The following is a 23,433-nucleotide window of genomic DNA, read 5'->3' as shown; positions in this document are numbered from 1 at the left end:
GCCATAGACTAAAAACACGATGTAAGCCTTTAGAAAGCATAGTCATGGTTTCATTATCACACATTTCTAATGTATTTGACATAAATTTTATTTTGAAAGACGCGGAACTAATATCCACCCCTCTTTAGGCGGAGAGGGCAATTGCCATTCTAATGTATTTGTACCTTTACCCCATGGGTAAGGTTTAGATTGGCGTCGGCGTAAAAAAGTATCAGCTAGATTATAAAGAAAAATAAATACCGACACTCCAGATAACGAAGCACCAAATAAAGAAACAGCAATCAAATAGGATGCTTTAAGGTCTGAGCCAGTCAAATATTGCGGTATAAAAATAGCATTACTTCCTATAAAAAAAGACCAAAAATGCAATTTACTTATCAAAGAGGACGATTGATATCCCGTCATTTTTGGCAACCAATAATACCAAGCAGCAAAAATAGCAAACACTGCATTTAATGATAATAAATAATGAAAATGAGCAATATAATTTGACGAACCCAAATTGTATTCAAACCATGTCACATAGATGAATTGAGCCATTGAAATGAGTCCCATAAATAACATGACCAAAAATCCGAACACCCAATATAATGGTATTTGCAATGAAAGATGGCTTTTCAATAAAGTCATAAACCAGCTGCCTAAAATAAAGACCATTGCTGTTAACATGATTGGAGGCGCCAAAACGAAATGAAGAGATCCCAAACCAAACCCATTGAATCTAAAAAGATCAGACATCCAAGATAACAACCCCATACCTCCCATCGCGATCATTGCGACAATAACAAAACGCTCTCCCCATAATGCGCGTTTACAAAATGAGATAATAATCTGGCTGATTATTCCAAAAGCTGGCAACAACAAGACGTAAAGTTCTGGATGTGTATAAAACCACATCATGAGATAAAAACTTTGAACATCCGTTTCAATATTTCTCATCGAAAAAAGGAAGTTCATAGAATGAGGAATGGACGCGATAATAGCTGGAACATAAATCAAACCTAAGAATGAAGCGATCAAGATTGACCAGACAAAAATTGGCAAACCAGAAAGCGTTAAACCTGGCGCACGCATCGTAACGATTGTGACAATAAAATTGATAAAAATAATGATGAAACTAAAAGCTGCAAGATAAATTGCTGATAAGCCTAAGATACTTGCTTCAAATCCACTATACTTTATAACTCCCATAATACATGTTAATATAAATGATGTCACTAAAAGACCAAAGCTAAGATAATTCAATTTTGGAAATGCGACATTTTTTGCACCCAACATTAAAGGCAAAAACCAATTGCCAAAACCACCCATCAAGGCTGGTATGAGCGTAAAAAAAATAAAAATGATAGCATGACTTATATTCAATATAAACAACCATAATTCATCTGAGGGCGTTGAAAGAAATCCATTTAAATGCGCCAAATTAATGTCATCTAATTTTAAACGCAGCAAAAGAGAAAAAACGGCCCCTAAAAGACCCGATATAATAGCCAACACCAAATAAAATGTACCGATCATCTTATGATCACATTTTAAAATAGACGAAAAAAAAGGCGTTTTCTTTTTTTTAGACATAAATTTTGCCAATAAAGCTATATTCTCCTGCTTCAAACAGAGAATTTTATTAATATGCACTAATTTTATGATGCTTTATCAATTTCTATCCCATAAAACAATGCGACAAACAGCCTCAATACTCTTAAAAAGAAAAAAGCTCGTGAATACTATCGCCTTTTTGCCATGTTCTGATTGCATAAAGTGAGAAAATTGCATTTATATATAAAAAACTGGTTATTAATGAGCTTAACTTTACTTTTCATGAAGGCGCATGCGCGATAACGTCATGATGATTCGATCAGGAGTTTTTATGTCACTTCGTCAAACATTTCACTTTTTGAGTATTATTGCATCAGCTTTTATAGCCATTGTTGCATTTTCTGTACATTTCGCATTGGCGCAAGCCCCTAGCCAACAAGACGTACCTGCCCCTGAAACTTTTGGTGCTTGGACAAAGATCTGTACACTTCCACCTGGAACACCGAATATTCAATGTGAGGTGGTTCAAAATGTGCGCGCTCAAAACCGTCCAGACATTACCTTTCGTGTTACACTTTATAAACTCCCTAACAATGAGGGAACATTGATGCGCGTTTTCGTTCCTATAAGAGTAGAATTGCGCTTAGGTGTTGGCATTAAAATTGATGATAAAGACATGGGCAAAATGGACTATCGGCGCTGCCTTGGTGACAATTGTGTTGCCGAAGCCTTTTTAAAACCTGAAGACCTTAAAGCATTTCTTGATGGAAAAATGGCAACATATTTTATTTTTACAACACCTGAAGAAGGTGTTGGTGGTATGATTGATTTAACTGGACTTAATCAAGCCTATAATGCACTCAAATAATAACCTTTAATTTTAAAAAATAAACGCCAATTGTCATTAACATATGAAAATAAACTCAATGCTCAAATTTTTATCATATCATATATGAGATTGAGTTTATCCCTTTTTTAAAAGACATTATAATCTTCATGATTGGACCCTTTGATGAAATCGCTTATTGATCAATTTGATATTGGAGCAAATGAAGTACAAAAGGTGCTTCAAGACACTTTGAAAAACGCAGATGATGGTGAGTTGTTTATTGAACATCGTGAAAGTGAAGCTCTTTTATTTGATAATGGGCGGTTAAAAAACGGCTCATTTCATCAAGATACAGGTTTTGGTTTGCGCGCCGTTGCCGATGAAGCCACCGCTTATGCGCATGCAGGTGAATTATCAAAAGCTGCTTTAAAACGGGCCAGTGATGCTGCAAAAGCGATAAGCCATGGATATCAAGGGGAATATAGTGCCGCACCTTTGCGTACAAATCATAAGCTTTATACAGATAATAACCCTTTACTGACACCCTCATTTGAAGAAAAAGTTGCGCTTTTAGAAAAAATTGATGGATATATTCGTGAAAAAAGTGATTTTGTCAGGCAGGTAAGTGTCTCTTTGGCAGGATCACTACAACATGTTGAAATTTTAAGGGCAGACGGTCATTTGGTGCGTGATATACGCCCCCTTGTCCGTTTATCTGTTTCTATTGTTGCAGGCAAAGGAGATCGTCTTGAAAACGGCTTTTATGGCTGCGGCGGACGCCAAGAATTTAATCAATTTATTCAAGAGGAAAACTGGCAACACGCGGCTGATGAAGCTTTGCGTATGGCAATCGTAAATTTAGAGGCAGAAGCCGCACCTGCTGGTACATTTGATGTGGTTCTCGCTAATGGTTGGCCTGGCGTCATGTTGCATGAAGCAGTGGGACACGGTCTTGAAGGTGATTTTAATCGAAAAAAAACATCGGCCTTTTCTGGTCTCTTAGGGCAGCAAGTTGCCGCAGAAGGCGTAACTATTGTTGATGATGGCACAATTTCTGAACGTCGAGGCTCTCTTAATGTTGACGATGAAGGGACACCGTCAGCGCGTAACATTTTGATTGAAGACGGTATATTAGTGGGTTTCATGCAAGATCGTCTTAATGCAAGACTTATGGGGGTGAAACCAACAGGCAATGGAAGACGTGAATCCTATGCTTATGCGCCAATGCCTAGAATGACAAACACTATGATGCTTGGTGGTCAACATCATCCAGATGAAATTATAAGCTCATTAAAAAATGGAATTTATGCCGTATCCTTTGGTGGTGGGCAGGTTGATATTACTTCAGGTAAATTTGTCTTTGAATGCACAGAGGCTTATCGTATTGAAAATGGTAAAATTGCAGCGCCTATAAAAGGCGCAACATTGATTGGTAATGGTCCCGATGCGATGAAACGCATTGCGATGATTGGCAATGATCCTAAACTTGATAATGGCATTGGTGCTTGTGGTAAAGCAGGACAAAGCGTTCCTGTTGGTGTAGGGCAGCCACATTTACGTATGAATGGTATGACAATCGGTGGTACAGCAGTTTAAAATTCAGAAATAATCATAAGATCAATAAAATTCAGATTTTTGATAAATAATTTCTTATTTTGAACTTAATAAATCATCCTAAATAGTTTTTTACATTACATACTAAAAAAAATTCATTTTATACAGTTTATATCACGTTTATTATCATGTTAGGCCTTTTATATATGAAACATATTTTTTATATTTGCCCTTTTTTATGTTGTCTTTTCTATTCGTCATCAAGTCTCGCTGATTGTATTTTGCTTAAAAACATCAATGCGGTAGCCCCCTTTTTTCAGTCGGGAGATTGTAATGAACGTGCTCCAGCTGCATCAACTTTTAAAATTCCTTTGGCTATAATTGGATATGAAGCAGGCATTTTAAAAGATGAAAATACGCCCAAATGGCCTTATGATGTAAGTTATAATGCTTCACTTAATATCTGGAAAAAAGCTCAAACACCCAAAAGCTGGATCCGCCATTCTGTTGTTTGGTATTCTCAACACTTAACTGAAAAAATTGGGAAACAAACACTTCAAGACCAATTAGAGCGTTTTGATTATGGTAATAAAGATATATCAGATAAAAACGGAGAAAATGGTTTACAACGCGCTTGGCTCAATGGAACATTGTCTCTTTCACCCCAGGAACAATTAAGATTTTTAAGCAATGTCGCTTCTGGTCACTATAGTCAGACATCTAACGAACAAAAGTTTTTAAAAAATATTTTTCGCATCGATCAGTCATTTCATGGCTGGACTGTTTATGCAAAAACGGGAGCGACAGGATTTCGAAAACAAACGACAGATAATGTTCCCCATCGCATCGCATGGTTTGTGGGGTGGATGGAAAATGAAAAAGATGTGATTGTGTTTGTTAATTTTGGCAAACAAATGGATGTTCATCGTGATCTTACAGGAGCAATTTTAAAGAAACGTTTCTTTAAAAATCTTCCTTATTATATGTCAAAATTCCCAGGTACTTCTCAAAATAATAAGTGATATGAAAAGGATAGAAAACAATAAGTGATATTTGATATGTCACATATCATATATTTTTAGAAAGCCTGATTTCAGATAAATTTATAAAATCGATGAATTTATATAAAGTAATCATCCTCATCTTTTATACGATGCTATCAATTTTAACGTCTTATTTTAAACTATTTTTATCGCGTTAAAAAAATACATCTTTAATCGTACCCTCTTAAAGCAGTCAATAACTTTTCGGTTAAGCTTAAAATTATTTTTTTGCACCTTCATCAAATCCAACATAAACACGCAAATTTTTTGCAGTTGGTTTTGGCAGTGATATATGATCATCGCTAAAGATAAATTGTGTTGCTTCCTGACTATTATTAATTTTAACGGGATAGCGGTGTAATTTTGAATACAACACTCTTTCTCCTTGAACCACAACCACACGAATAGGCATAGTGATTGTGCCAGCTTTAAATTTTGGACCTGGCACAACACGACCTGCGGCTGCTACCTTCATCGAAAGCGTATTCGCGGAAGTTTGGCATGTACGCGTCACATCTCGAATCGCTGCCTGATAGACTACCATCGTTGGATCATCCTGCCCACCACTTTGATAAGTATTATAGAATGCGGTCCCAGCGCGCAAAGTAACAAGAGGACAATAAGCAAGAAGTTCTGCTTCAGTAATTTGCGGCTCAAGAGGTTCCGTTTTCGCGCTTTTATTGGCGCATGCCGACAGAAACATTAAAGCTGCAAAGATGAGACCCATGCCAAATGAAAAACGACAAATCGATTTTTTTCTCATGTAGTGGACTTCCCTCACGTGGTAAACCTGTTCTATATCATCCTATAATGTTTGTTTATGGTTGTTTTTTTCATTTTATGCAACAATTTAGAAATTTTACAACCAATTAACGATACTAAATTCACTTTAAAAATGTCAAAATAATGCTAACACACTTTTTTATACTGGTAAATTGAGGAGCAAATCAATGAAATATATAAGTACAAGAGGGGATGCTCCCATTCTAGGATTTTCTGATACCGTTATGACAGGCCTTGCACGTGATGGCGGTCTTTACGTTCCAGAAAAATTTCCCCAATTTTCTCCCGGTGCAATTCGTGCATTACGCGGAAAGTCTTACGTCCATATTGCCAAAACTATTTTGTGGCCATTTATCGAAGGAGATATTGACCGCCATGAATTTGAAAATATGATTGATGAAGCTTATGCGACATTTAAACATCCAGCAATCTGTCCGCTTATTCAAACTGGATCCAATGAATTCGTATTAGAGCTTTTTCATGGTCCAACGCTCGCCTTTAAAGATGTTGCTATGCAATTATTAGGGCGATTAATGGATCATATTCTTGAACAAAAAAATGAACGTGCAACGATTATCGCAGCCACCTCTGGAGATACAGGTGGAGCCGCCATTGAAGCTTTTGCAGGTCGTCAGCGGAGTGATATTTTCATTCTTTTTCCTAAAGGAAAAGTTTCGCCTGTTCAACAACGTCAAATGACTAGCAATCATCACACTAATGTTCACGCACTTGCCATTGAAGGCAATTTTGATGATTGTCAAGCACTCGTAAAAACTATGTTCAATGATCATAAATTTCGTGATTCCATGAAGCTTTCAGGAGTTAATTCTATTAATTGGGCGCGAATTATGGCGCAAATTATTTATTATTTCACTTCTGCGATTTCCCTTGGTGCTCCCGATAGAGCGGTTTCTTTTACTGTACCCACAGGTAACTTTGGTGATATTTTTGCTGGTTTTGTAGCGTCGCGCATGGGATTACCTGTTGCACGTTTAGTGATTGCCACCAATGATAATGATATTCTTGCGCGCACACTTGCAACCAACATTTATGAAACACGAAAAATTATCCATACCACATCACCCTCAATGGATATTCAAATTTCATCTAATTTTGAACGCCTCTTATTTGAATGCAGCGATCGTGATTCTCTTTGGATACGCAATGCTATGGATAATTTAAAACAATCAGGACAGTTTGTTATTGATGAAAAGCTCATGACCAAAATACGAACGCTTTTTGCGGCAGGCTCATGCAACCAAAGCGAAACTGCACAAATGATTGATACAATTTACAAACAATCCGGTTATTTGGTTGACCCCCATACAGCAATAGCGTTAAAAGTTGGTCGTGAGCATATTGATACCAATATTCCGATGATTACACTATCAACAGCACATCCTGCTAAATTTCCAGAAACGGTTAAATATGCATCAGGTATCACGCCACATCTTCCAAATTGGCTTGATGGTCTTATGCAACGCGAAGAACGATATCAAATTTTAGCCAATGACGAAAAAATCGTAAAAAACTATATTGCTTTAAAATCTTGCGCATCTACTTAACCCTACTGGCATTTTAGCATGACAGATGTATAACAATATTTTTTTAGAACCAAAAACATAAGCCAAGGAGTGAAATAAGTATGAGTGTAGATATCAGCCGATTAAGTAATGGTTTGACTATCGTCACGCATACTATGGCTCAAATAGAAAGTGTAACGCTTGGCATTTGGGTAAAATCTGGTTCACGCAATGAATCCTATGATCAACATGGTATTGCACATCTTCTAGAACATATGGCTTTTAAAGGGACACAAAACAGATCAGCTTATAAAATAGCGACAGACATTGAAGATGTTGGTGGTGAGATTAATGCTGCAACCAGTGTTGAAACAACCGCTTATTATGCCCGTGTTCTTAAAGATGATATGCCTTTAGCTGTTGATATTCTTGCTGATATTTTGACATCATCTAAATTTGATGAAGATGAGCTTGAACGCGAAAAGCAGGTTATCTTGCAAGAAATTGGTGCAGCGCATGATATTCCAGACGATGTCGTTTTTGATCGTTTCACTGAAACGGCATTTCGCCATCAAACCATTGGTCGCTCAATACTGGGTACAGCTGAAACTGTTCAATCATTTTCATCTGATGATCTTAGAAAATTTATGAAAGATCATTATAGTGCCGATCGAATGATTATTGTGGCGACAGGTGCTGTAGAACATGAAACATTCGTGCGTGAAGTCGAAAGTCGTCTCAATACTTTGCCATCGCATACAAAAACACCAATGGCAGATTTGGCAAATTATGTCGGTGGTGATTATCGCGAGTATAGAGAACTTCTTGATGCACAAATCCTTTTAGGTTTTGAAGGACGCGCATATCATATGCGTGATTTTTATGCCTCTCAACTTTTATCCATTATTTTAGGTGGAGGCATGTCGTCACGACTTTTTCAAGAAGTTCGTGAAAAAAGAGGCTTGTGCTATTCAATATATGCTTTTCATTGGGGATTTTCTGATACTGGGTTATTTGGCGTTCATGCCGCAACAGGTCAAGATGGTATAGAAGAATTGGTTCCTGTTATTTTAGAAGAACTTTATAAATTAAGTGAAAAAATTAATGAAAACGAAGTCAATCGTGCACGCGCGCAATATCACGCAAGCCTTATGATATCGCATGAAAATTCTTCCAGTCGGGCACATCTTATCGCGCGTCAAATGTTACTTTATGGCAGACCAATTCCTACATCTGAGATGAAAGAACGGCTTTCTCTTATCACAGCTGAGCGTCTTTCAGATCTGGCAGAGCGTCTTTTTAGAGATGCCAAACCAACATTAACCGCAGTTGGTCCTGTTGGATCTCTTATGGGTTTTGATGATCTTGTTTTAGGACTTTCATCACAATCAAAAAAAATAGGCTAAAACCTATGCAAAAAGGTAATGGCTTATTTAAAAAGTCCCTTCGACGTCAAAAGCCTGAATCACTGCCATCACATTTTATTTTGCAAGCAAACAAAATTTATTTACGCCCGCCACACATTGATGATTATAAAGCTTGGTCTCAACTTCGTGTTGAAAGTCGATCTTTTCTTGAACCATGGGAACCTTTATGGCCATGCAATGCGCATAGCTATCAACGCTATAAAGTTTATCTCAACAATTATTTAGATGGGCGAAAGAAAGACCAGTTTTATATATTTTTTATTTTTGACAAAATATTTGGCAATCTTATCGGCGGTATAAGTATTGGAAATATACGTCGCAGTGTCATACAAAGTGGCGATATCGGCTATTGGTGTGGCGAAAAATTTTCTGGTAAAGGGTTTATGCTTGAAAGTTTACACTGCCTTATCACTTTTGCTTTTCAACAACTTAAGTTACATAGAATTCAAGCTGCCTCGATTCCGACAAATCTACGTTCCATGCGTTTGTTAGAAAAAGCAGGCTTTTCTCAAGAGGGTCTTTTAAAAGACTATGTCAAAATAAACGGTGAATGGCGAGATCATATTCTTTATGCCATGCTAGAATCAGAACAGCCTGCAAAGGCAAGCGAAAGTGAGGCATTGTGAACAATAAGTGTCAAATAATCGGCTTAGTCTGTTTTTGGCTATTGGCATTGTTCAGTTTTGTGCCAACAGCACAAGCCATAGAGCCTGTTGTCATCTCTTCACAAAACACCGCAATTGATCTTTCTCAATCTGTCGAAATTCATCACTCAAACAACAATAGTTTTCAAACGTCCACTGCGCCTGGATCAGATGGTATTGTGAGGCGTATTGAGGTTCAAGGCAATAGTGATCATGGGCAAAGTGACTGGGCAGTTTTTTCAATTTCCAATCCAACGGATGAGCAAATTGATCGTCTTATAGTTGCGCCACATTATCGCATGGTTGGTTCTGGTCTTTTATGGCCTGATCTTGGTTCGATTCGTATTCAATCAATTACGCCAAGTGAAGGTTTCGCCCTTGATCGTCAATCAAGTCCAGATTCTGATGTTTTTCGCATTACCATCAATCCAGGAGCTGTTATTACTTTCGTTGCAGAACTTGGTTCTCCTAATTTACCGCAAATAAATTTATGGGAACCAGATGCCTATAAAGATACAATTAATGCTTACACACTTTATCATGGCATTTTATTAGGTATTTCAGGCTTATTGGCCCTTTTGTTAAGCATTCTTTTTGTCGTGCGAGGCACAACACTTTTTCCAGCCACTGCCGCCGTTGCCTGGGCTGTATTATTTTATATTGGGATTGATTTTAATTTTTTAAGCAAATTATTTACAATTGCTCCAGGAAGCGAACCAATATGGCGTGCCGCAACAGAAGTTGCCCTAGCCGCCTCTTTATTTGTTTTTCTTTTTACTTATTTGCATCTCAACCGCTGGCATTATCATTTTAGTTACGGAGCTGCGGCTTGGTTTATTGCTTTATGTGGCCTTGGTGCCTTCGCCATTTATGACCCAACACGTGCAGCAGGTATTGCCCGCTTATCTTTTGGTCTTACTGCTTTAATTGGCATTATTTTAATTGGCTATTTGTCTATTCGCGGTTATGATCGCGCGATTATGCTAATACCAACATGGCTATTGCTGATCTTTTGGATTTGCGGTGCTTATGTTTGTATTATGGGTGAGCTAAATAACGATATCGCTCAACCAGCGCTTGCTGGCGGTTTGGTTCTCATTGTACTTCTTATTGCATTTACTGTGATGCAGCATGCGTTTTCAGGAGGGGCCTTTCAACAAGGTCTTTTTTCAGACCTCGAACGACGTGCATTGGCTGTTATGGGTGCAGGGGATGTGGTTTGGGACTGGGATATTCGTCGAGATCGTGTGGTCATTAATCCCGATTTAAGCATGTATTTAGGTTCGGCAGCACACCAATTAAACGGGACAATTCGCAATTGGGTCACCTTACTTCATAGTGATGACCGTGATCAGTTTCGCACTATTCTGGATACGATTTTAGATACACGCAAAGGTCGCATCGACCAAAATTTCAGATTACGCTCTGGCGATGGACATTATCATTGGTTTTCATTGCGGGCACGTCCTGTCATTGGAACAGATAACGAGATTGTGCGTATTGTTGGCACATTATCCAATATTACGGATCATAAAAAAGCAGAAGAACGTCTTTTACAAGATTCAATCCATGATAATCTAACAGGCTTGCCCAATCAGCAACTTTTTCTAGATCGCCTTCAAAATTACGTCAATATGGCCATATCGGCAAAAAAAATACGCCCCACAGTTTTTGTCATCGACTTTGATGGTTTTCGCGATATCAATCATCGTTTTGGTATGTCCGTTGGCGATACATTTCTTCTTACCATTGCTCGCAGATTAGGGCGATTGATCAAACCACAAGATACCTTATCCCGTTTATCGGCAGATCGATTTGCAATTGTTTTGACAAGCCAAACGAATACCGCTGCTATTGCAGCTTTTGCGGATCTTTTGAAAAAAACTGTTGCAGCGCCTATTCTCTTTTCACAACGTGAAATTAAATTAGCGGCTTCAATAGGGTTGCTCACTTGGACAGAAGGCAGTTCTAACGCAGAAGATATATTGAATGATGCTGAATTAGCAATGGTTCATGCAAAACAGGCTGGTGGAAATCGTATTGAACCTTTCAGGCCAAATTATCGTGCGCTTGGATTAGAACGAAATAGTATAAGCAATGACATTCGCTATGCTTTACAACGCAAGGAAATTAAAGTCCTCTACCATCCCATTCTTGATCTTGCTGATGGACAAATAGTTGGTTTTGAAGCGATACTTGAATGGCATCATCCGCGCCATGGCAATCTTTCAACGGCTGATTTCATGACCGCTGCAGAAAGCGAGAATATGATTTTGCCAATTGCTCGTCATGCTATGACTAAGGTTATTGAAGACCTCACAGAAATACAAGTACGTTTCCCAAAACAGTCTTTTTTTGTTTCAGTGAATTTGCCAAGCGCTCAGATGTTGCATCAAGATTTTGTTAATGAAATGCGCTCAATTCTATCACGCAATCCAATCAACAAAGGTTGGCTCATGTTAGAAATGTCTGAAGCAATCTTAATCGAAAAACCAGAACACTCATCAAATTTGCTTGAGAAAATCAAATCAATGGGCATTAACCTTGCATTGGATAATTTTGGAACAGGGTATTCTTCTCTTGCATTTCTTGTGCGTTATCCATTTGATATTATTAAACTTGATCGTTCCTTATTGACGGTTGACACTACCAAAAAAAATGTTGTGCTGAAATCAATTATAAGTATGGCACACGATCTTAATCTTAAAGTTATCGCAGAAGGTGTTGAAACAGAACATGAGGCAATGCTTTTGCGTGAAGAAGGATGTGAATATGTACAAAGCGTAGTTTTCAGTGATCCCGTCGAGATTGATGATTTGATTACATTGGTTACAAAACATCCAAAAGCCAACATTTAAAACCATCAATACTTATTTTATGCTAAAATTCTTTAACATATTAAGGCTCAAAACCCATTAATTTTATTAAAATGGCAATAATGCTTAGCATAAATGTTCAAAGAAGAAAGAGAGCATCGGATGAACTTTCCAGTTGAGCTTTTGAACAAATGAGATCGAAGCTTTTTTGTAACTTTCTGATATGAAAGATTTTTGCGATTGTCTTCGTCGATAATCCTCGAAATATTTCGTTTTTTTGAGATTCTTTTTCTCATCCTCACATAAATTTTATCTAATACATTGTGAAAATTAATTGATATTGAGCCTAGTGATCTATGAAAACACGTTTTACCAAATTGATATAAATTTATAACTATAATAAGCCTATGACATTGCAGTCTCTATGTTTAAAAAAAGGACAATTCACATATTTTCTTAGTCATAAAAAATTATGCATGCTTAACTTCATGTTTTATTTGAAAGGATTATTCGCCATGAACACAGTCGTGTCTGGTCAGCCAATAAAGCGTACTGTGTTTATCATGACGGCCTTTATCCTCAGTGTTTTATTTTTATTGATTGCATCACTCTGGCTTGGCTATGTTTATGACATTTCACAAGCTCTGCTCTTGCTAGTAGGTGCTGCATTAGGTCTTACTCTTTATCATGCTGCTTTTGGATTTACGTCTTCCTGGCGCGTTTTTATTCTTAAAGGACGTGGGCGAGGATTGCGTGTTCAAATGATTATGCTAGCTATTGCCGTCCTTTTATTTTTTCCAACTTTAGGAATGGGTGAAATTTTTGGGCGATCAGTGCAGGGTGCTCTAGCGCCATTAAGTGTATCTGTTATAATCGGCGCTTTTATTTTTGGCATTGGTATGCAATTAGGTGGTGGGTGTGCATCTGGTGTTCTTTTTACCTCAAGCGGCGGCAATGCCCGCATGCTTATCGTTTTATTGTTTTTTATTTTCGGTGCTCTTCTTTATACAACCCATGATACTTTTTGGGCATCTCTGCCTTCTTCAGAGCCTATCTCGCTTGTTCAAAGTTTAGGTGTTTTCTTTGGCATTCTTATCTCACTGAGTATTTTCGCCCTGATTATCTTAATAACCATTATTATCGAAAAACGGCGTTATGGACATTTGGAACAAGATGACACACATGATAATTTACAATTCAAACAAATTTTAACAGGTCCTTGGCCAATGATTTGGGGGGCTATCGCATTGGCACTCTTAAACTTTATAACACTCATTCTTTCAGGTCGACCTTGGGGTATTACAGGTGCTTTTCCACTTTGGGGTGCAAAATTAAGTGAATTTTTAGGTTATTCTGTTTCTGACTGGACATTTTGGCAACACCCAAAAAACGCCAAAAATTTATCATCAAGTGTGTTTTCAAATGTTACATCCGTTATGAATTTTGGAATTATGGCTGGTGCTATGTTGGCAGCAACATTGGCAGGACGTTTTGCACCCACTTTAAAAATGCCAATTGGTTCTTTTTTTGCAGCCATTATTGGTGGGCTTCTTTTAGGCTATGGTTCGCGCATCGCCTATGGTTGCAATATTGGTGCATATTTTTCAGGCATTGCCTCGGGAAGTTTGCATGGTTGGCTGTGGTTGGCATCGGCCTTTTTGGGTAATATTGCAGGAGTATATTTAAGACCCTACTTTTTCAATAATGAACAAATAAAAATGAAACAGGGATCATGTTAATAATTACAAGCGCCAACCTGGTTTTTGTTTGCGTTTAGTTAAAACAGCAATAGCCTCAACATGCGGTGACCATAAAAATTGATCAATTGGTACTGTTTTTTCAATCTTATATCCGCCATCTACCAGAATAGATAAATCACGTGCAAATGTAACAGGATTACATGAAACAGCAACAATACGAGGAATGGATGTTTTGGCCAGTTCAAACACTTGTTCTTGCGCGCCTGCACGTGGTGGATCAAACACAACACCGTCAAATCTTTCTAATTCTTTTGCTGTAAGCGGTCGACGAAATAAGTCCCGTTTTTCATAAGTTATGGTTTTTAAATTTGATGCATTGCGCATTGCTCGATCAAGACTATTTAAGGCCACACCATCACTTTCAACTGCATGCACGTTCATTTTTTGTGCAAGACGAAAAGTAAAGCTTCCTGAGCCAGAAAAAAGATCAACAACGTTTTTGCTCTTTTTTAATCCGTTTAAAACAAGATCACCCATTACGGATTCTGCATGTTGTGTTGCTTGTAAAAAACGACCTGCTGCAAATTCAACATCAACTGTACCAAAATGAATTTTTGGTTTTTGACGTTCAACGATAATTTCATCTTCTATAGATAATCGTGTTAATTCTTGTCGTAAAGCTTCTTTTACCAAACGCAAACGCGTTGCTTCATCTGGAACAGTACAATCAGAGAAAGCAACATCTAAACCATTATCGACAAGAGTAACGGTCACATGAAATTTTTTAGCATGGTTGATTAATATCGCGCAAAGTGCGCGCAAATTTTCAAGATTTGATACCAATTGCGGATGCAAAACAGGACATTCTTGTATTGAAATAATCCGATGTGAAAAAGCGCGATTATATCCAACAATTTGCCCTTTTGGTGTTGTACGTGCGCTCAACGTCATACGACGGCGGCTTTGCGGCTCACAAGAAACAAGCGAAGCAACATGCCCCTCAAGCTTACGTCCATTTAACGCATCTTGCACAAGAGCCCTTTTCCACGCTTCATAAGATCTTTTTTTCCAATGTTGCAATGCACAACCACCGCATTCTTCGAAATGCTTGCAAGCAGGATCAATACGTTCTTGTGAGGGATGTATGAGGGAGACGACATCTGCACGATTTTCTAGACGGACAATATTGGCAACCTCTTGAGGCAATGTAAACGGCACATAGACTGCACCTTTTGCAGTTTTTGCAACACCATCACCATTGGCTCCCACATGGTCAATCTTAACCCTTTCATTCATGATGATATTCTCCAAAAAGCAAATATTCCTCATTTCCATTGCCACCTTCAATCGGCGATTTTATCATATCAATCGCGTGCCACCCTTTTTGTGCGTCCAGCCAATCTTTTATAACATGCGCTGTTTTTAGACCTAATTCGGGATCTTTGATAAGTCCACCTTTTCCAATATTTTCTCGCCCGACTTCAAATTGTGGTTTAACAAGAAGAACGGCTTGCGCCTGTTTTTTGACAAGAGATAAAGCTGGGGGCAAAGCTAATTTTAATGATATAAAACTGACATCCGACACGATAAGATCAATCTCTTTTCCGTCTAAATGATGCGCTTCTAAATGACGTGCATTTAAACCTTCATGCAGCGTAAGATAAGGGTGACCAATAAGCGAAGGAGCTAGTTGGTCATGTCCAACATCAATACCGATAATATGTGCCGCACCATGCTCCAATAAAACTTGGGTAAAGCCCCCTGTTGAAATACCAAGATCAAGTGCGTTAATATTGTGCGTTTTGATAGGAAAAGCTTCTAACCCTGAAAGCAATTTCAAGGCAGCGCGTGAAACATAGTTTTGTGCTGGATCTTCAACAGATATGCTCGATTCTACAGAAATAGAGTATCCTGCTTTATCAATCTTAACGCCGTCGACATATACTGTCCCGCGAGAGATCGCATCACGCGCTCTTGAGCGCGTTTGGAAAAAACCATGATCCACTAAAAACATATCCAGCCGTTTTTTTAACGCCATTTTAAGCTCTAGCTTGAGGGGCAATAACCATATCACGACCAAGAGCTGCAAAAACAGCTTGAATAATGCCATATCGATCAAGACCGATCTGTGCCAAAACCATTTCTTGTGGACCGTGTTGAAGATAGTCATCAGGCAATGTTAGAGAACGAATTTTTAAGCCTTTATCCAACAAACCATCTTGCGCTAAAAATTGTAAAACTTGCGCACCAAAACCGCCTGAAGCGCCTTCTTCTATTGTGATAAGAACCTCGTGGTTTTGTGCAAGTCTGCGGATTAAGTCTTCATCAAGTGGTTTTGCAAAACGAGCATCTGCAACTGTTGTTGATAGTCCAGCTGCCCCCAGTTCCTCCCCAGCCAAAAGCGCTTCTTGCAACCGTGTACCAAAACCGATTAAAGCCACTTTTGTTCCTTGCTTTAAAATTCGCCCCTTACCGATCTCTAAAAGTTCACCACGTTCTGGTAATTCTATTCCAACCCCTTCCCCTCTTGGATAGCGAAACGATATTGGTCCTTTATCATAAGCGGCAGCTGTGCGCACCATATGCATAAGTTCTACTTCATCAGAAGGTGCCATTACAACAAACCCGGGCAATGCGGTTAAAAATCCAGTATCAAAACTTCCAGCATGGGTGGCACCATCAGCTCCAACAAATCCTGCCCGATCAATGGCAAAACGCACAGGCAAATTTTGAATCGAAACATCATGTACAATCTGATCATAGCCCCGTTGCAAAAATGTTGAATATATTGCCACAAATGGTTTATATCCTTCACTTGCCATACCTGCTGCAAAGGTCACAGCATGCTGCTCAGCAATACCGACATCAAACATTCTTGCGGGAAAAACCTCACCAAACGCGTCCAATCCAGTACCTGTTGGCATTGCCGCTGTTATACCCACAATCTTTTCATCGTGACGAGCTTCTTCAATAAGAGCTTTTGCAAATATTTTCGTATAAGAGGGCGCATTACTGTTTGCTTTAACTTGTTTCCCTGTAACAATATCAAAACGGTTCACCCCATGATATTTATCGCTTGCAGCTTCAGCAGGCGCATAGCCCTTACCCTTATGGGTGACAACATGCACCAAAACAGGGCCATTGGGATGTTCACGAACATTTTTTAAAACCGGTAAAAGATGATCTAGATTATGGCCGTCAACTGGACCAATATAATAAAAACCCAACTCTTCAAAAAGTGTTCCGCCTGTTAAAAACCCGCGAGCATATTCTTCTGAGCGCTTAGCTTTATCCCAAAAAAATTTTGGAAGTTTTTTGGTTAATGCTTTTGCCCTTTCTCTCAAAGTACGATAGGCAGGACTTGAAACCAAACGAGCCAAATAGGCACTCATTGCTCCAGTTGGTGGCGCAATTGACATATCATTATCGTTCAAAATAACAATGAGTCGTGCATCAAGTGCACCTGCATTATTCATGGCTTCATAAGCCATACCAGCGGACATAGAACCATCGCCGATAACAGCAATAACATTACGTTGTGTATTGTTTTCCAGTGCGCTTGCAACAGCCATACCCAGTCCAGCGGAAATTGAAGTAGAAGAATGACCTGCTCCAAAAGGATCATAAATACTTTCACTGCGTTTTGTAAAACCTGATAAGCCACCTGCTTGGCGCAATGTTCTTATTTGATCGCGTCTGCCAGTTAAGATTTTGTGAGGATAAGTCTGATGTCCAACATCCCAAATAATACGATCTTCAGGCGTATTAAAAACATAATGAAGCGCAACAGTGAGTTCCACCACACCAAGACCTGCACCTAAATGTCCACCAGTCACCGAAACAACATCAATTGTTTCAGCGCGCAATTCCTCTGCCAGTGCGCTTAAATGGCTTTCATCCATTTCACGCAAATCACGCGGATTTTTCACAGAATCTAACAAGGGCGTTAAAAGTCGAGGCAAAATATATTCCTTAATTGTTATATTATGGTTTTTAATTATGACTTTTTTAAAGAAATTGCACCCTTTATCTCAAAAAATAATGATACAGCTTTTATATAAAAAGCGATAATCTTTTTTTACACTATATCTAAAAAAGGATAAAAGTGATTAAATAAAATATCTTCTCACATTTCATTGAAAACCACGTTCAATTAAATCACTTTAAAAAATCTGCTTATAAAGGATAAATAATTTTACTCTCTATTTTTATAGGTAAAATTATATCATGAATTAAAAATAATAAGTGAGCTTGATCGATGATTGAACATTTTTTGGAACATTATGGTGCCTATGCTTATTTTGTTATTTTGTTTTTGTCTTCACTAGGTTTACCTTTACCAGGTGAAAGCGGTCTTATCCTTGGCTCACTTTTGGCTGCTGCGGGAAAAATCGATTTAACAACATTCTTAATATTATCATTTTTAGGAACTGTTCTTGGTGACTGTGTGGGCTATGCCATTGGACGTTATGGAGGGAGAAAGCTTCTTTTAAAATATGGGCGTTACGTTAAATTAACCCCAAAAAAATTAGAAAAATTTGAAGAAAACCTTAATAAACGCGGCTTTTATTTTGTTGTCAGCGCACGTTTTATCGTTGTTTTGCGGCAACTCAATGGAATTATTGCCGGTGCTGGCGGCATGAAATTTTTAATTTTTTTTATTGCAAATATTATTGGTGCCGTCGCATGGATTACTGTATGGGGCTACGGTCCCTATCTTATTAAATTTTTCTTTTAATTTTATTCAGGATCTAACGGCTCAACCCCTTCAAGCAGACCTTCGCGTGATAATCGTATTTTTTCAACTTTATTTTCTGCTGCTTGTAAAAGCGTATCACAATGCTTTTTTAAAGCTTCACCGCGTTCATAAATACGAATAGACTGTTCAAGTGCAACATCGCCACGTTCTAAATTTTCAACAATGCGCTCAAGCTGTTCAAGTGCCTGCTCAAAACTCATTGCTGAAATATCATTATTATCAAACTCTTGCTTTTGTCCGTTTTGTTCCATAGCACGCCCCAAAAAATCTTTTCAATGTTTTATAAAATATCGGTTTTTGAAATTTGAATTCCAAACCCTTGTAACCCTACATAATGACGTTCACGAGATGCATATAGGATAACAGATCCAATTCCAAGATGTTTCAGAATTTGCGCGCCCAAACCAATTTGGCGCCATTCTTCATCACGTTCTACCGCTTGCTGATGGTTTTCCTGCCCTTCGAGCGCCATTTCAAGATAACGCTCATGACCATTTGCACCAACACCTACAGAACCTTCACGCAAATAGACAAAAACTCCACGTTTTTCCTTTTCAGCCATTTTACACAAAATTGTTTCAACATCATGATTTTTACCAAACACATCCGTGATAACATTTTCACGATGAAGACGAACAGGGATATTTTCACCATCGCGTATATCCCCTATAACAATTGCAACATGTTGCATGGGTTCCCATGGCAATTGATAGCTATGAGCGATAGCCTGTCCAGCTATTGTTTCAACTGCCATTTCACCCACATGCTCAATCAATGTTTCTTGACGTTGACGATATGCAATCAAATCTGCCACTGTCACACAATGCAAATTATTTTCAGTAGCAAAATGACTTACTTCCATACCATGTTTAACAGTTCCATCATCATTAACCAACTCACCGATAACACCAATAGGTGGCAAACCAGAAAGCTTACAAAGATCAACGGCGGCTTCTGTATGCCCCGAACGCATCAACACACCGCCTTCGCGTGAAATTAATGGAAAAACATGCCCCGGACGCACAAAATCATCTGCTCCAACATTCGGATTGGCAAGATTACGCACCGTCAGTGAGCGATCTTCAGCTGAAATGCCTGTTGTTGTCCCATGTCGAAAATCAACCGTCACTGTAAAGGCTGTATGATGAGCTGAATCATTATCAGCCACCATCGGTGCCAATCCAAGGCGTTTTGCTTCATCTTTAGGCATGGGTGCACATACAATTCCTGAAGTATGACGTACGATAAATGCCATTTTTTCAGGTGTGCAATGCACTGCAGCAACGATCAAATCACCCTCATTTTCACGACCATCATCATCGGTCACAACAACAATTTCTCCACGCTCAAAGGCGCGTATAGCATCCACAACCGATTTTTGGTTATATGTCATGATTGTCCTTTCAACTGCGACCTGTCTGGCCTCTATGCCTTAAATAATGATCAGCTAGCGCACATGCTACCATCGCCTCACCAACAGGAACCGCACGAATTCCTACACAAGGATCATGTCGACCTTTGGTTGAAACATCAACAAGATTGTGCTGAGCGTCAATAGAACACCGTGATGTTAAAATGGAAGAGGTCGGTTTAACAGCAAAGCGCACTATAATTGGTTGACCTGTCGATATTCCGCCTAAAATTCCACCAGCATGATTGCTTAAAAATATCGGATTGCCATTTTCATCAAGACGCATTTCATCAGCATTTTCTTCACCACTAAGCTTCGCCACATCAAAACCATCCCCAATTTCCACCGCTTTCACAGCATTGATCGACATGAGAAAAGAAGCAATGTCCTGATCAAGCTTACCATAAATTGGCGCACCCAACCCAATGGGCACATTTTCGGCAACAATTTCAACAATTGCGCCAGTGGACGAGCCCGATTTACGTACACCATCCATATAATTTTCAAATTTTGATACCGCTTTTTTATCAGGAGAAAAAAAAGGATTTTGATCAACCTCATTCCAATCAAAATGATTGCGATCAATTTGTATTGGCCCAATAGCAACAATAGCGCCACGTACACTAAGATTAGGAATAATTTTGCGTGCAATCGCACCTGCAGCAACACGCGCGGCGGTTTCACGAGCAGAGGACCGTCCTCCTCCACGATAATCCCTCAAGCCGTATTTTATGTCATAAACATAATCAGCGTGACCTGGACGGTATTTTTGAGCAATCGCTCCATAATCTTTTGAACGTTGATCAGTATTTTCAATCAGCATCGATATAGGTGTACCGGTCGTAACGAGAAGTGTATCGTTTTCACATGGCAAGACACCCGATAAAATTTTAACTTTATCGGCTTCGCGGCGTTGTGTTGTATATTTTGATTGACCAGGTTTGCGCTTATCAAGATAGAATTGTATTTCATCAAGGCTAAAAATAATTCCAGGAGGACACCCATCAATGACACAGCCTAATGCAGGTCCGTGACTTTCACCCCATGTTGTTACACGAAAAAGCTGTCCAAATGTATTATGCGACATGCAAAGTGCCTATCTTTATGAATCAATCATTTAACTTTATTGCCCTTTTTGATCGTGGTCAAACCGCCTCATGCTTCATCACAACATTTATACATGATGGTGAATATCTTTAAGAGAGCAATCTGTTCGTTTTTCAAAACTAAGCGCATATTTTTTTAGTTAAAAAGTCAAAAAATGCAGACTGTTAAAATTTTTGTTTCCTCATATTATAGTATAACTTTAAAATTTATTTTTTGAGGATGTGTTATCCTTTTGCCATAATTTTATGAGACGAATCATGTTGCCAACTTTAATCTGAAAGGGTCACTCGATGAGAAAATTTGCATATATAAGCTTTTTTATTGCATCACTTTTTCCCGTTTTTGCTCATGCAGATGACGCAGAAGGAACGATTACCGCGATTGATCAAAATACTGATACAATTTTTCTCGATAACGGGATCAGTTATAAACTTCCTGGTGAATTTGACTATTCGGTTTTGAATATGGGTATGAAAGTTATTGTGTTTTATGATGCACAAGGCGACAATCGCTATATTACGGATATTGAACCTCAAGATAGCTAAAATAAAACTCTGTTATTTAAGACAGAGTTTTTATTCTTTTGCGCATTTCATTTTCTTTAATTGTTCAGTTGTGCCATGTGTTTTATACATCGTATCCTATGAAATTTTACATAGTAGTTGCAGCTAAATCAAAGCAACAACCTCTTCTTCATAGAAATTTACAAACTAAACTTAATGTTTTTGCATCACCAATCATATTCATGTGCATATAATTTAATAGGATAGACTGATTAATCAGATATTATCTATTATCGTTATCAAATAAATTTCAAAGCCATTCCAAACCGTTTTTATCAAATTTCAAGATTTTATCTTGTGGAATAGATATATTTGCTGCTTCAACCTCGCTTAAACCACCATAAAGATGAAGGATAGAACGTAAGCACCCTCCATGGGTGACACATACGGTGTTTTTCTCTACAGTTTTCATCCATGTTTGTATACGGACAGCCAGCATCGCATAGCTTTCAGCATTTTCCCCAGGTGGAAGAAAGTTCCATTTATCGTTAATCCGCGCTTGAATATCCTGAGGCTTGGTTTTTGCAATTTCCTCTTCTGTAAATCCCTGCCAGTCACCAAAATTTAATTCCATAAGCTTGGGATCGGTACGATAGTTTGTAACATCTACGCCCATTTCTCCACGAATAATTTCCATCGTTTCTCGGGTACGACGTAACGGGCTTGCGACAAAATCAAAATCAGAACTATTTTTAATAAGTTCCTTTAACAGACGACCGTTACGAGCCGCTTGTTCACGACCAAAATCCGTAATATCACGCTCAATTTGACCTTGTATACGTTTGCTAATGTTCCAGTCTGTTTGACCATGACGTGAAAAATAAATAAGCGAACGCATAGACATAGATCTAATCCTTTATAACAGAAATATCAGGTGCATCGACAGATTTCATTCCAATTACGTGATATCCAGAATCAACATGATGGACTTCGCCCGTGACGGAGCGTGAAAGATCAGACAATAAATATAGAGAAGAATTTCCCACATCCTCAATCGTTACTGTGCGATGCAAAGGAGCATTATATTCATTCCATTTCAAAATATAGCGAAAATCACCAATGCCAGAAGCAGCAAGTGTTTTGATAGGCCCCGCAGATAAAGCATTAACACGGATATTTTTAGGACCCAAATCAACTGCTAAATATTTTACACTTGCTTCCAATGCAGCCTTTGCAACACCCATAACATTATAATTTGGCATCACTTTTTCTGCACCGTAATAAGTCAGTGTTAAAATGGAACCACCATCCGTCATTAATTTTTCTGCTCTTTGCGTGACGGCGGTAAAGGAATAGACAGAAATATTCATGGTCATAGCAAAATTGGCTTCACTTGTATCCACATAGCGTCCTGTCAATTCGTCTTTATCTGAAAAACCAATAGCATGAACGAGAAAATCCAACTTGCCCCATTTTTTTTCAATTTCAGTAAAAACCGCATCAATAGACGCCGCATCTGTCACATCACAATGACCGCAAACAACCCCATCTAGTTCATTTGCCAAGGGTTCAACGCGTTTTTTCATCGCTTCGCCTTGATAGGTAAATGCAAGCTCGGCACCTGCAGCATGTGCGGCTTTTGCAATACCCCATGCAATAGATCGATTATTTGCAAGCCCCAAAATTAAACCACGCTTACCACGCAACAAACCATTACCTTCAGCCATCGGCATTGCCTCTTTATTCATTCACTTTAATTTTTCTCTAAGCCCTATGGCACAGCTATCATGTTTCTTCA

General features: G+C 38.5%; 20 protein-coding genes. 10 read left to right on the top strand and 10 right to left on the bottom strand.

What is annotated here, in order from left to right:
• Positions 1–87: 87 nt before the first annotated feature.
• Positions 88–1,518: a cbb3-type cytochrome c oxidase subunit I gene (locus ME5_RS04730; protein WP_245256493.1), complete on the bottom strand. Its 1,431-nt coding sequence runs from the start codon at positions 1,516–1,518 to the stop codon at positions 88–90.
• Between the two features lie 349 nt (positions 1,519–1,867).
• On the opposite strand from ME5_RS04730, the gene ME5_RS04725 reads away from it, so the two are divergent.
• The 3 genes from ME5_RS04725 to ME5_RS04715 all read left to right on the top strand — a co-directional run bounded on the left by ME5_RS04725 (position 1,868) and on the right by ME5_RS04715 (position 4,941).
• Positions 1,868–2,404, top strand: a complete 537-nt coding sequence (locus ME5_RS04725) for an invasion associated locus B family protein (protein WP_008038915.1) — start codon at positions 1,868–1,870, stop codon at positions 2,402–2,404.
• A gap of 144 nt (positions 2,405–2,548) precedes the next feature.
• On the top strand, positions 2,549–3,961 hold the full coding sequence (gene tldD, locus ME5_RS04720) for a metalloprotease TldD (protein WP_008038914.1): 1,413 nt from the start codon (positions 2,549–2,551) through the stop codon (positions 3,959–3,961).
• Between the two features lie 164 nt (positions 3,962–4,125).
• Positions 4,126–4,941: a penicillin-binding transpeptidase domain-containing protein gene (locus ME5_RS04715; RefSeq protein ID WP_008038913.1), complete on the top strand. Its 816-nt coding sequence runs from the start codon at positions 4,126–4,128 to the stop codon at positions 4,939–4,941.
• Positions 4,942–5,182: 241 nt separating this feature from the next.
• On the opposite strand, the gene ME5_RS04710 is transcribed toward ME5_RS04715, so the two are convergent.
• Positions 5,183–5,725: a hypothetical protein gene (locus ME5_RS04710; RefSeq protein WP_008038912.1), complete on the bottom strand. Its 543-nt coding sequence runs from the start codon at positions 5,723–5,725 to the stop codon at positions 5,183–5,185.
• Between the two features lie 187 nt (positions 5,726–5,912).
• Here ME5_RS04710 and thrC point away from each other — a divergent pair, with 187 nt between their 5' ends.
• From thrC to ME5_RS04685, 5 genes are all read left to right on the top strand, one after another.
• On the top strand, positions 5,913–7,310 hold the full coding sequence (gene thrC / locus ME5_RS04705) for a threonine synthase (protein ID WP_008038911.1): 1,398 nt from the start codon (positions 5,913–5,915) through the stop codon (positions 7,308–7,310).
• 80 nt (positions 7,311–7,390) lie between these two features.
• Positions 7,391–8,674 carry a M16 family metallopeptidase gene (locus ME5_RS04700; protein WP_008038910.1) on the top strand — a complete coding sequence of 428 codons (1,284 nt, stop codon included), beginning with the start codon at positions 7,391–7,393 and terminating at the stop codon, positions 8,672–8,674.
• A gap of 5 nt (positions 8,675–8,679) precedes the next feature.
• Positions 8,680–9,321: a GNAT family N-acetyltransferase gene (locus tag ME5_RS04695; RefSeq protein ID WP_008038909.1), complete on the top strand. Its 642-nt coding sequence runs from the start codon at positions 8,680–8,682 to the stop codon at positions 9,319–9,321.
• Complete coding sequence (locus ME5_RS04690; RefSeq protein ID WP_008038908.1) at positions 9,318–12,197, top strand: EAL domain-containing protein; 2,880 nt, start codon at positions 9,318–9,320, stop codon at positions 12,195–12,197. The genes ME5_RS04695 and ME5_RS04690 overlap by 4 nt, the downstream gene beginning before the upstream one ends.
• 473 nt (positions 12,198–12,670) lie before the next feature.
• On the top strand, positions 12,671–13,894 hold the full coding sequence (locus ME5_RS04685; RefSeq protein WP_008038907.1) for a YeeE/YedE family protein: 1,224 nt from the start codon (positions 12,671–12,673) through the stop codon (positions 13,892–13,894).
• Positions 13,895–13,897: 3 nt separating this feature from the next.
• Here the strand turns inward: ME5_RS04685 and ME5_RS04680 are convergent, their stop codons facing one another.
• The 3 genes from ME5_RS04680 to dxs are packed head-to-tail and all read right to left on the bottom strand — an operon-like array spanning position 13,898 to position 17,817.
• The gene (locus tag ME5_RS04680) at positions 13,898–15,151 is read right to left on the bottom strand and encodes a class I SAM-dependent RNA methyltransferase (RefSeq protein ID WP_008038906.1); all 1,254 of its coding nucleotides are present in this window, start codon (positions 15,149–15,151) and stop codon (positions 13,898–13,900) included.
• Positions 15,144–15,893 carry a TlyA family RNA methyltransferase gene (locus ME5_RS04675; protein ID WP_008038905.1) on the bottom strand — a complete coding sequence of 250 codons (750 nt, stop codon included), beginning with the start codon at positions 15,891–15,893 and terminating at the stop codon, positions 15,144–15,146. The genes ME5_RS04680 and ME5_RS04675 overlap by 8 nt, the downstream gene beginning before the upstream one ends.
• Position 15,894: 1 nt before the next feature.
• On the bottom strand, positions 15,895–17,817 hold the full coding sequence (dxs, locus tag ME5_RS04670; RefSeq protein WP_008038904.1) for a 1-deoxy-D-xylulose-5-phosphate synthase: 1,923 nt from the start codon (positions 17,815–17,817) through the stop codon (positions 15,895–15,897).
• Between the two features lie 296 nt (positions 17,818–18,113).
• Here dxs and ME5_RS04665 point away from each other — a divergent pair, with 296 nt between their 5' ends.
• Positions 18,114–18,593, top strand: a complete 480-nt coding sequence (locus tag ME5_RS04665; RefSeq protein WP_008038902.1) for a DedA family protein — start codon at positions 18,114–18,116, stop codon at positions 18,591–18,593.
• 2 nt (positions 18,594–18,595) lie between these two features.
• Here ME5_RS04665 and ME5_RS04660 read toward each other — a convergent pair whose 3' ends face one another.
• From ME5_RS04660 to aroC, 3 genes are read right to left on the bottom strand one after another with little or no spacing between them, the layout of a single operon-like run.
• Positions 18,596–18,865 carry an exodeoxyribonuclease VII small subunit gene (locus tag ME5_RS04660; protein ID WP_008038900.1) on the bottom strand — a complete coding sequence of 90 codons (270 nt, stop codon included), beginning with the start codon at positions 18,863–18,865 and terminating at the stop codon, positions 18,596–18,598.
• A 29-nt stretch (positions 18,866–18,894) separates the two neighbouring features.
• Entirely contained in the window at positions 18,895–20,007 is a 1,113-nt protein-coding gene (gene ribB / locus ME5_RS04655; protein ID WP_008038898.1) for a 3,4-dihydroxy-2-butanone-4-phosphate synthase, read from the bottom strand.
• A 10-nt stretch (positions 20,008–20,017) separates the two neighbouring features.
• Positions 20,018–21,112, bottom strand: a complete 1,095-nt coding sequence (gene aroC / locus ME5_RS04650; RefSeq protein WP_008038897.1) for a chorismate synthase — start codon at positions 21,110–21,112, stop codon at positions 20,018–20,020.
• Positions 21,113–21,422: 310 nt separating this feature from the next.
• On the opposite strand from aroC, the gene ME5_RS04645 reads away from it, so the two are divergent.
• Positions 21,423–21,677 (top strand): DUF1344 domain-containing protein, encoded by a 255-nt coding sequence (locus tag ME5_RS04645; RefSeq protein WP_008038895.1) that lies wholly within the window; start codon positions 21,423–21,425, stop codon positions 21,675–21,677.
• A gap of 268 nt (positions 21,678–21,945) precedes the next feature.
• Here the strand turns inward: ME5_RS04645 and ME5_RS04640 are convergent, their stop codons facing one another.
• Both ME5_RS04640 and fabI read right to left on the bottom strand, forming a co-directional pair.
• Positions 21,946–22,539: a histidine phosphatase family protein gene (locus ME5_RS04640; protein ID WP_008038894.1), complete on the bottom strand. Its 594-nt coding sequence runs from the start codon at positions 22,537–22,539 to the stop codon at positions 21,946–21,948.
• 4 nt (positions 22,540–22,543) lie between these two features.
• A complete protein-coding gene (fabI, locus tag ME5_RS04635; RefSeq protein WP_008038893.1) occupies positions 22,544–23,362 on the bottom strand; it encodes an enoyl-ACP reductase FabI in 819 nt (272 codons plus the stop codon).
• Between the last annotated feature and the right edge of the window lie 71 nt (positions 23,363–23,433).

Source organism: Bartonella tamiae Th239, assembly GCF_000278275.1.
GTDB classification, from domain to species: domain Bacteria; phylum Pseudomonadota; class Alphaproteobacteria; order Rhizobiales; family Rhizobiaceae; genus Bartonella; species Bartonella tamiae.
This window is presented reverse-complemented; position numbering and strand designations above follow the sequence as displayed.

Bases quoted from the DNA above. Each gene is read 5' to 3' on its own strand.
- ME5_RS04715 (WP_008038913.1), top strand. From the start codon at position 4,126: ATGAAACATATTTTTTATATTTGCCCTTTTTTATGTTGTCTTTTCTAT.
- ME5_RS04700 (WP_008038910.1), top strand. From the start codon at position 7,391: ATGAGTGTAGATATCAGCCGATTAAGTAATGGTTTGACTATCGTCACG.
- ribB (WP_008038898.1), bottom strand. From the start codon at position 20,007: ATGACATATAACCAAAAATCGGTTGTGGATGCTATACGCGCCTTTGAG.
- ME5_RS04645 (WP_008038895.1), top strand. From the start codon at position 21,423: ATGAGAAAATTTGCATATATAAGCTTTTTTATTGCATCACTTTTTCCC.
- ME5_RS04730 (WP_245256493.1), bottom strand. From the start codon at position 1,518: ATGATCGGTACATTTTATTTGGTGTTGGCTATTATATCGGGTCTTTTA.
- ME5_RS04685 (WP_008038907.1), top strand. From the start codon at position 12,671: ATGAACACAGTCGTGTCTGGTCAGCCAATAAAGCGTACTGTGTTTATC.
- aroC (WP_008038897.1), bottom strand. From the start codon at position 21,112: ATGTCGCATAATACATTTGGACAGCTTTTTCGTGTAACAACATGGGGT.
- ME5_RS04675 (WP_008038905.1), bottom strand. From the start codon at position 15,893: ATGGCGTTAAAAAAACGGCTGGATATGTTTTTAGTGGATCATGGTTTT.
- ME5_RS04665 (WP_008038902.1), top strand. From the start codon at position 18,114: ATGATTGAACATTTTTTGGAACATTATGGTGCCTATGCTTATTTTGTT.
- ME5_RS04660 (WP_008038900.1), bottom strand. From the start codon at position 18,865: ATGGAACAAAACGGACAAAAGCAAGAGTTTGATAATAATGATATTTCA.
- thrC (WP_008038911.1), top strand. From the start codon at position 5,913: ATGAAATATATAAGTACAAGAGGGGATGCTCCCATTCTAGGATTTTCT.
- ME5_RS04680 (WP_008038906.1), bottom strand. From the start codon at position 15,151: ATGAATGAAAGGGTTAAGATTGACCATGTGGGAGCCAATGGTGATGGT.
- ME5_RS04725 (WP_008038915.1), top strand. From the start codon at position 1,868: ATGTCACTTCGTCAAACATTTCACTTTTTGAGTATTATTGCATCAGCT.
- ME5_RS04640 (WP_008038894.1), bottom strand. From the start codon at position 22,539: ATGTCTATGCGTTCGCTTATTTATTTTTCACGTCATGGTCAAACAGAC.
- ME5_RS04695 (WP_008038909.1), top strand. From the start codon at position 8,680: ATGCAAAAAGGTAATGGCTTATTTAAAAAGTCCCTTCGACGTCAAAAG.
- tldD (WP_008038914.1), top strand. From the start codon at position 2,549: ATGAAATCGCTTATTGATCAATTTGATATTGGAGCAAATGAAGTACAA.
- fabI (WP_008038893.1), bottom strand. From the start codon at position 23,362: ATGGCTGAAGGTAATGGTTTGTTGCGTGGTAAGCGTGGTTTAATTTTG.
- ME5_RS04710 (WP_008038912.1), bottom strand. From the start codon at position 5,725: ATGAGAAAAAAATCGATTTGTCGTTTTTCATTTGGCATGGGTCTCATC.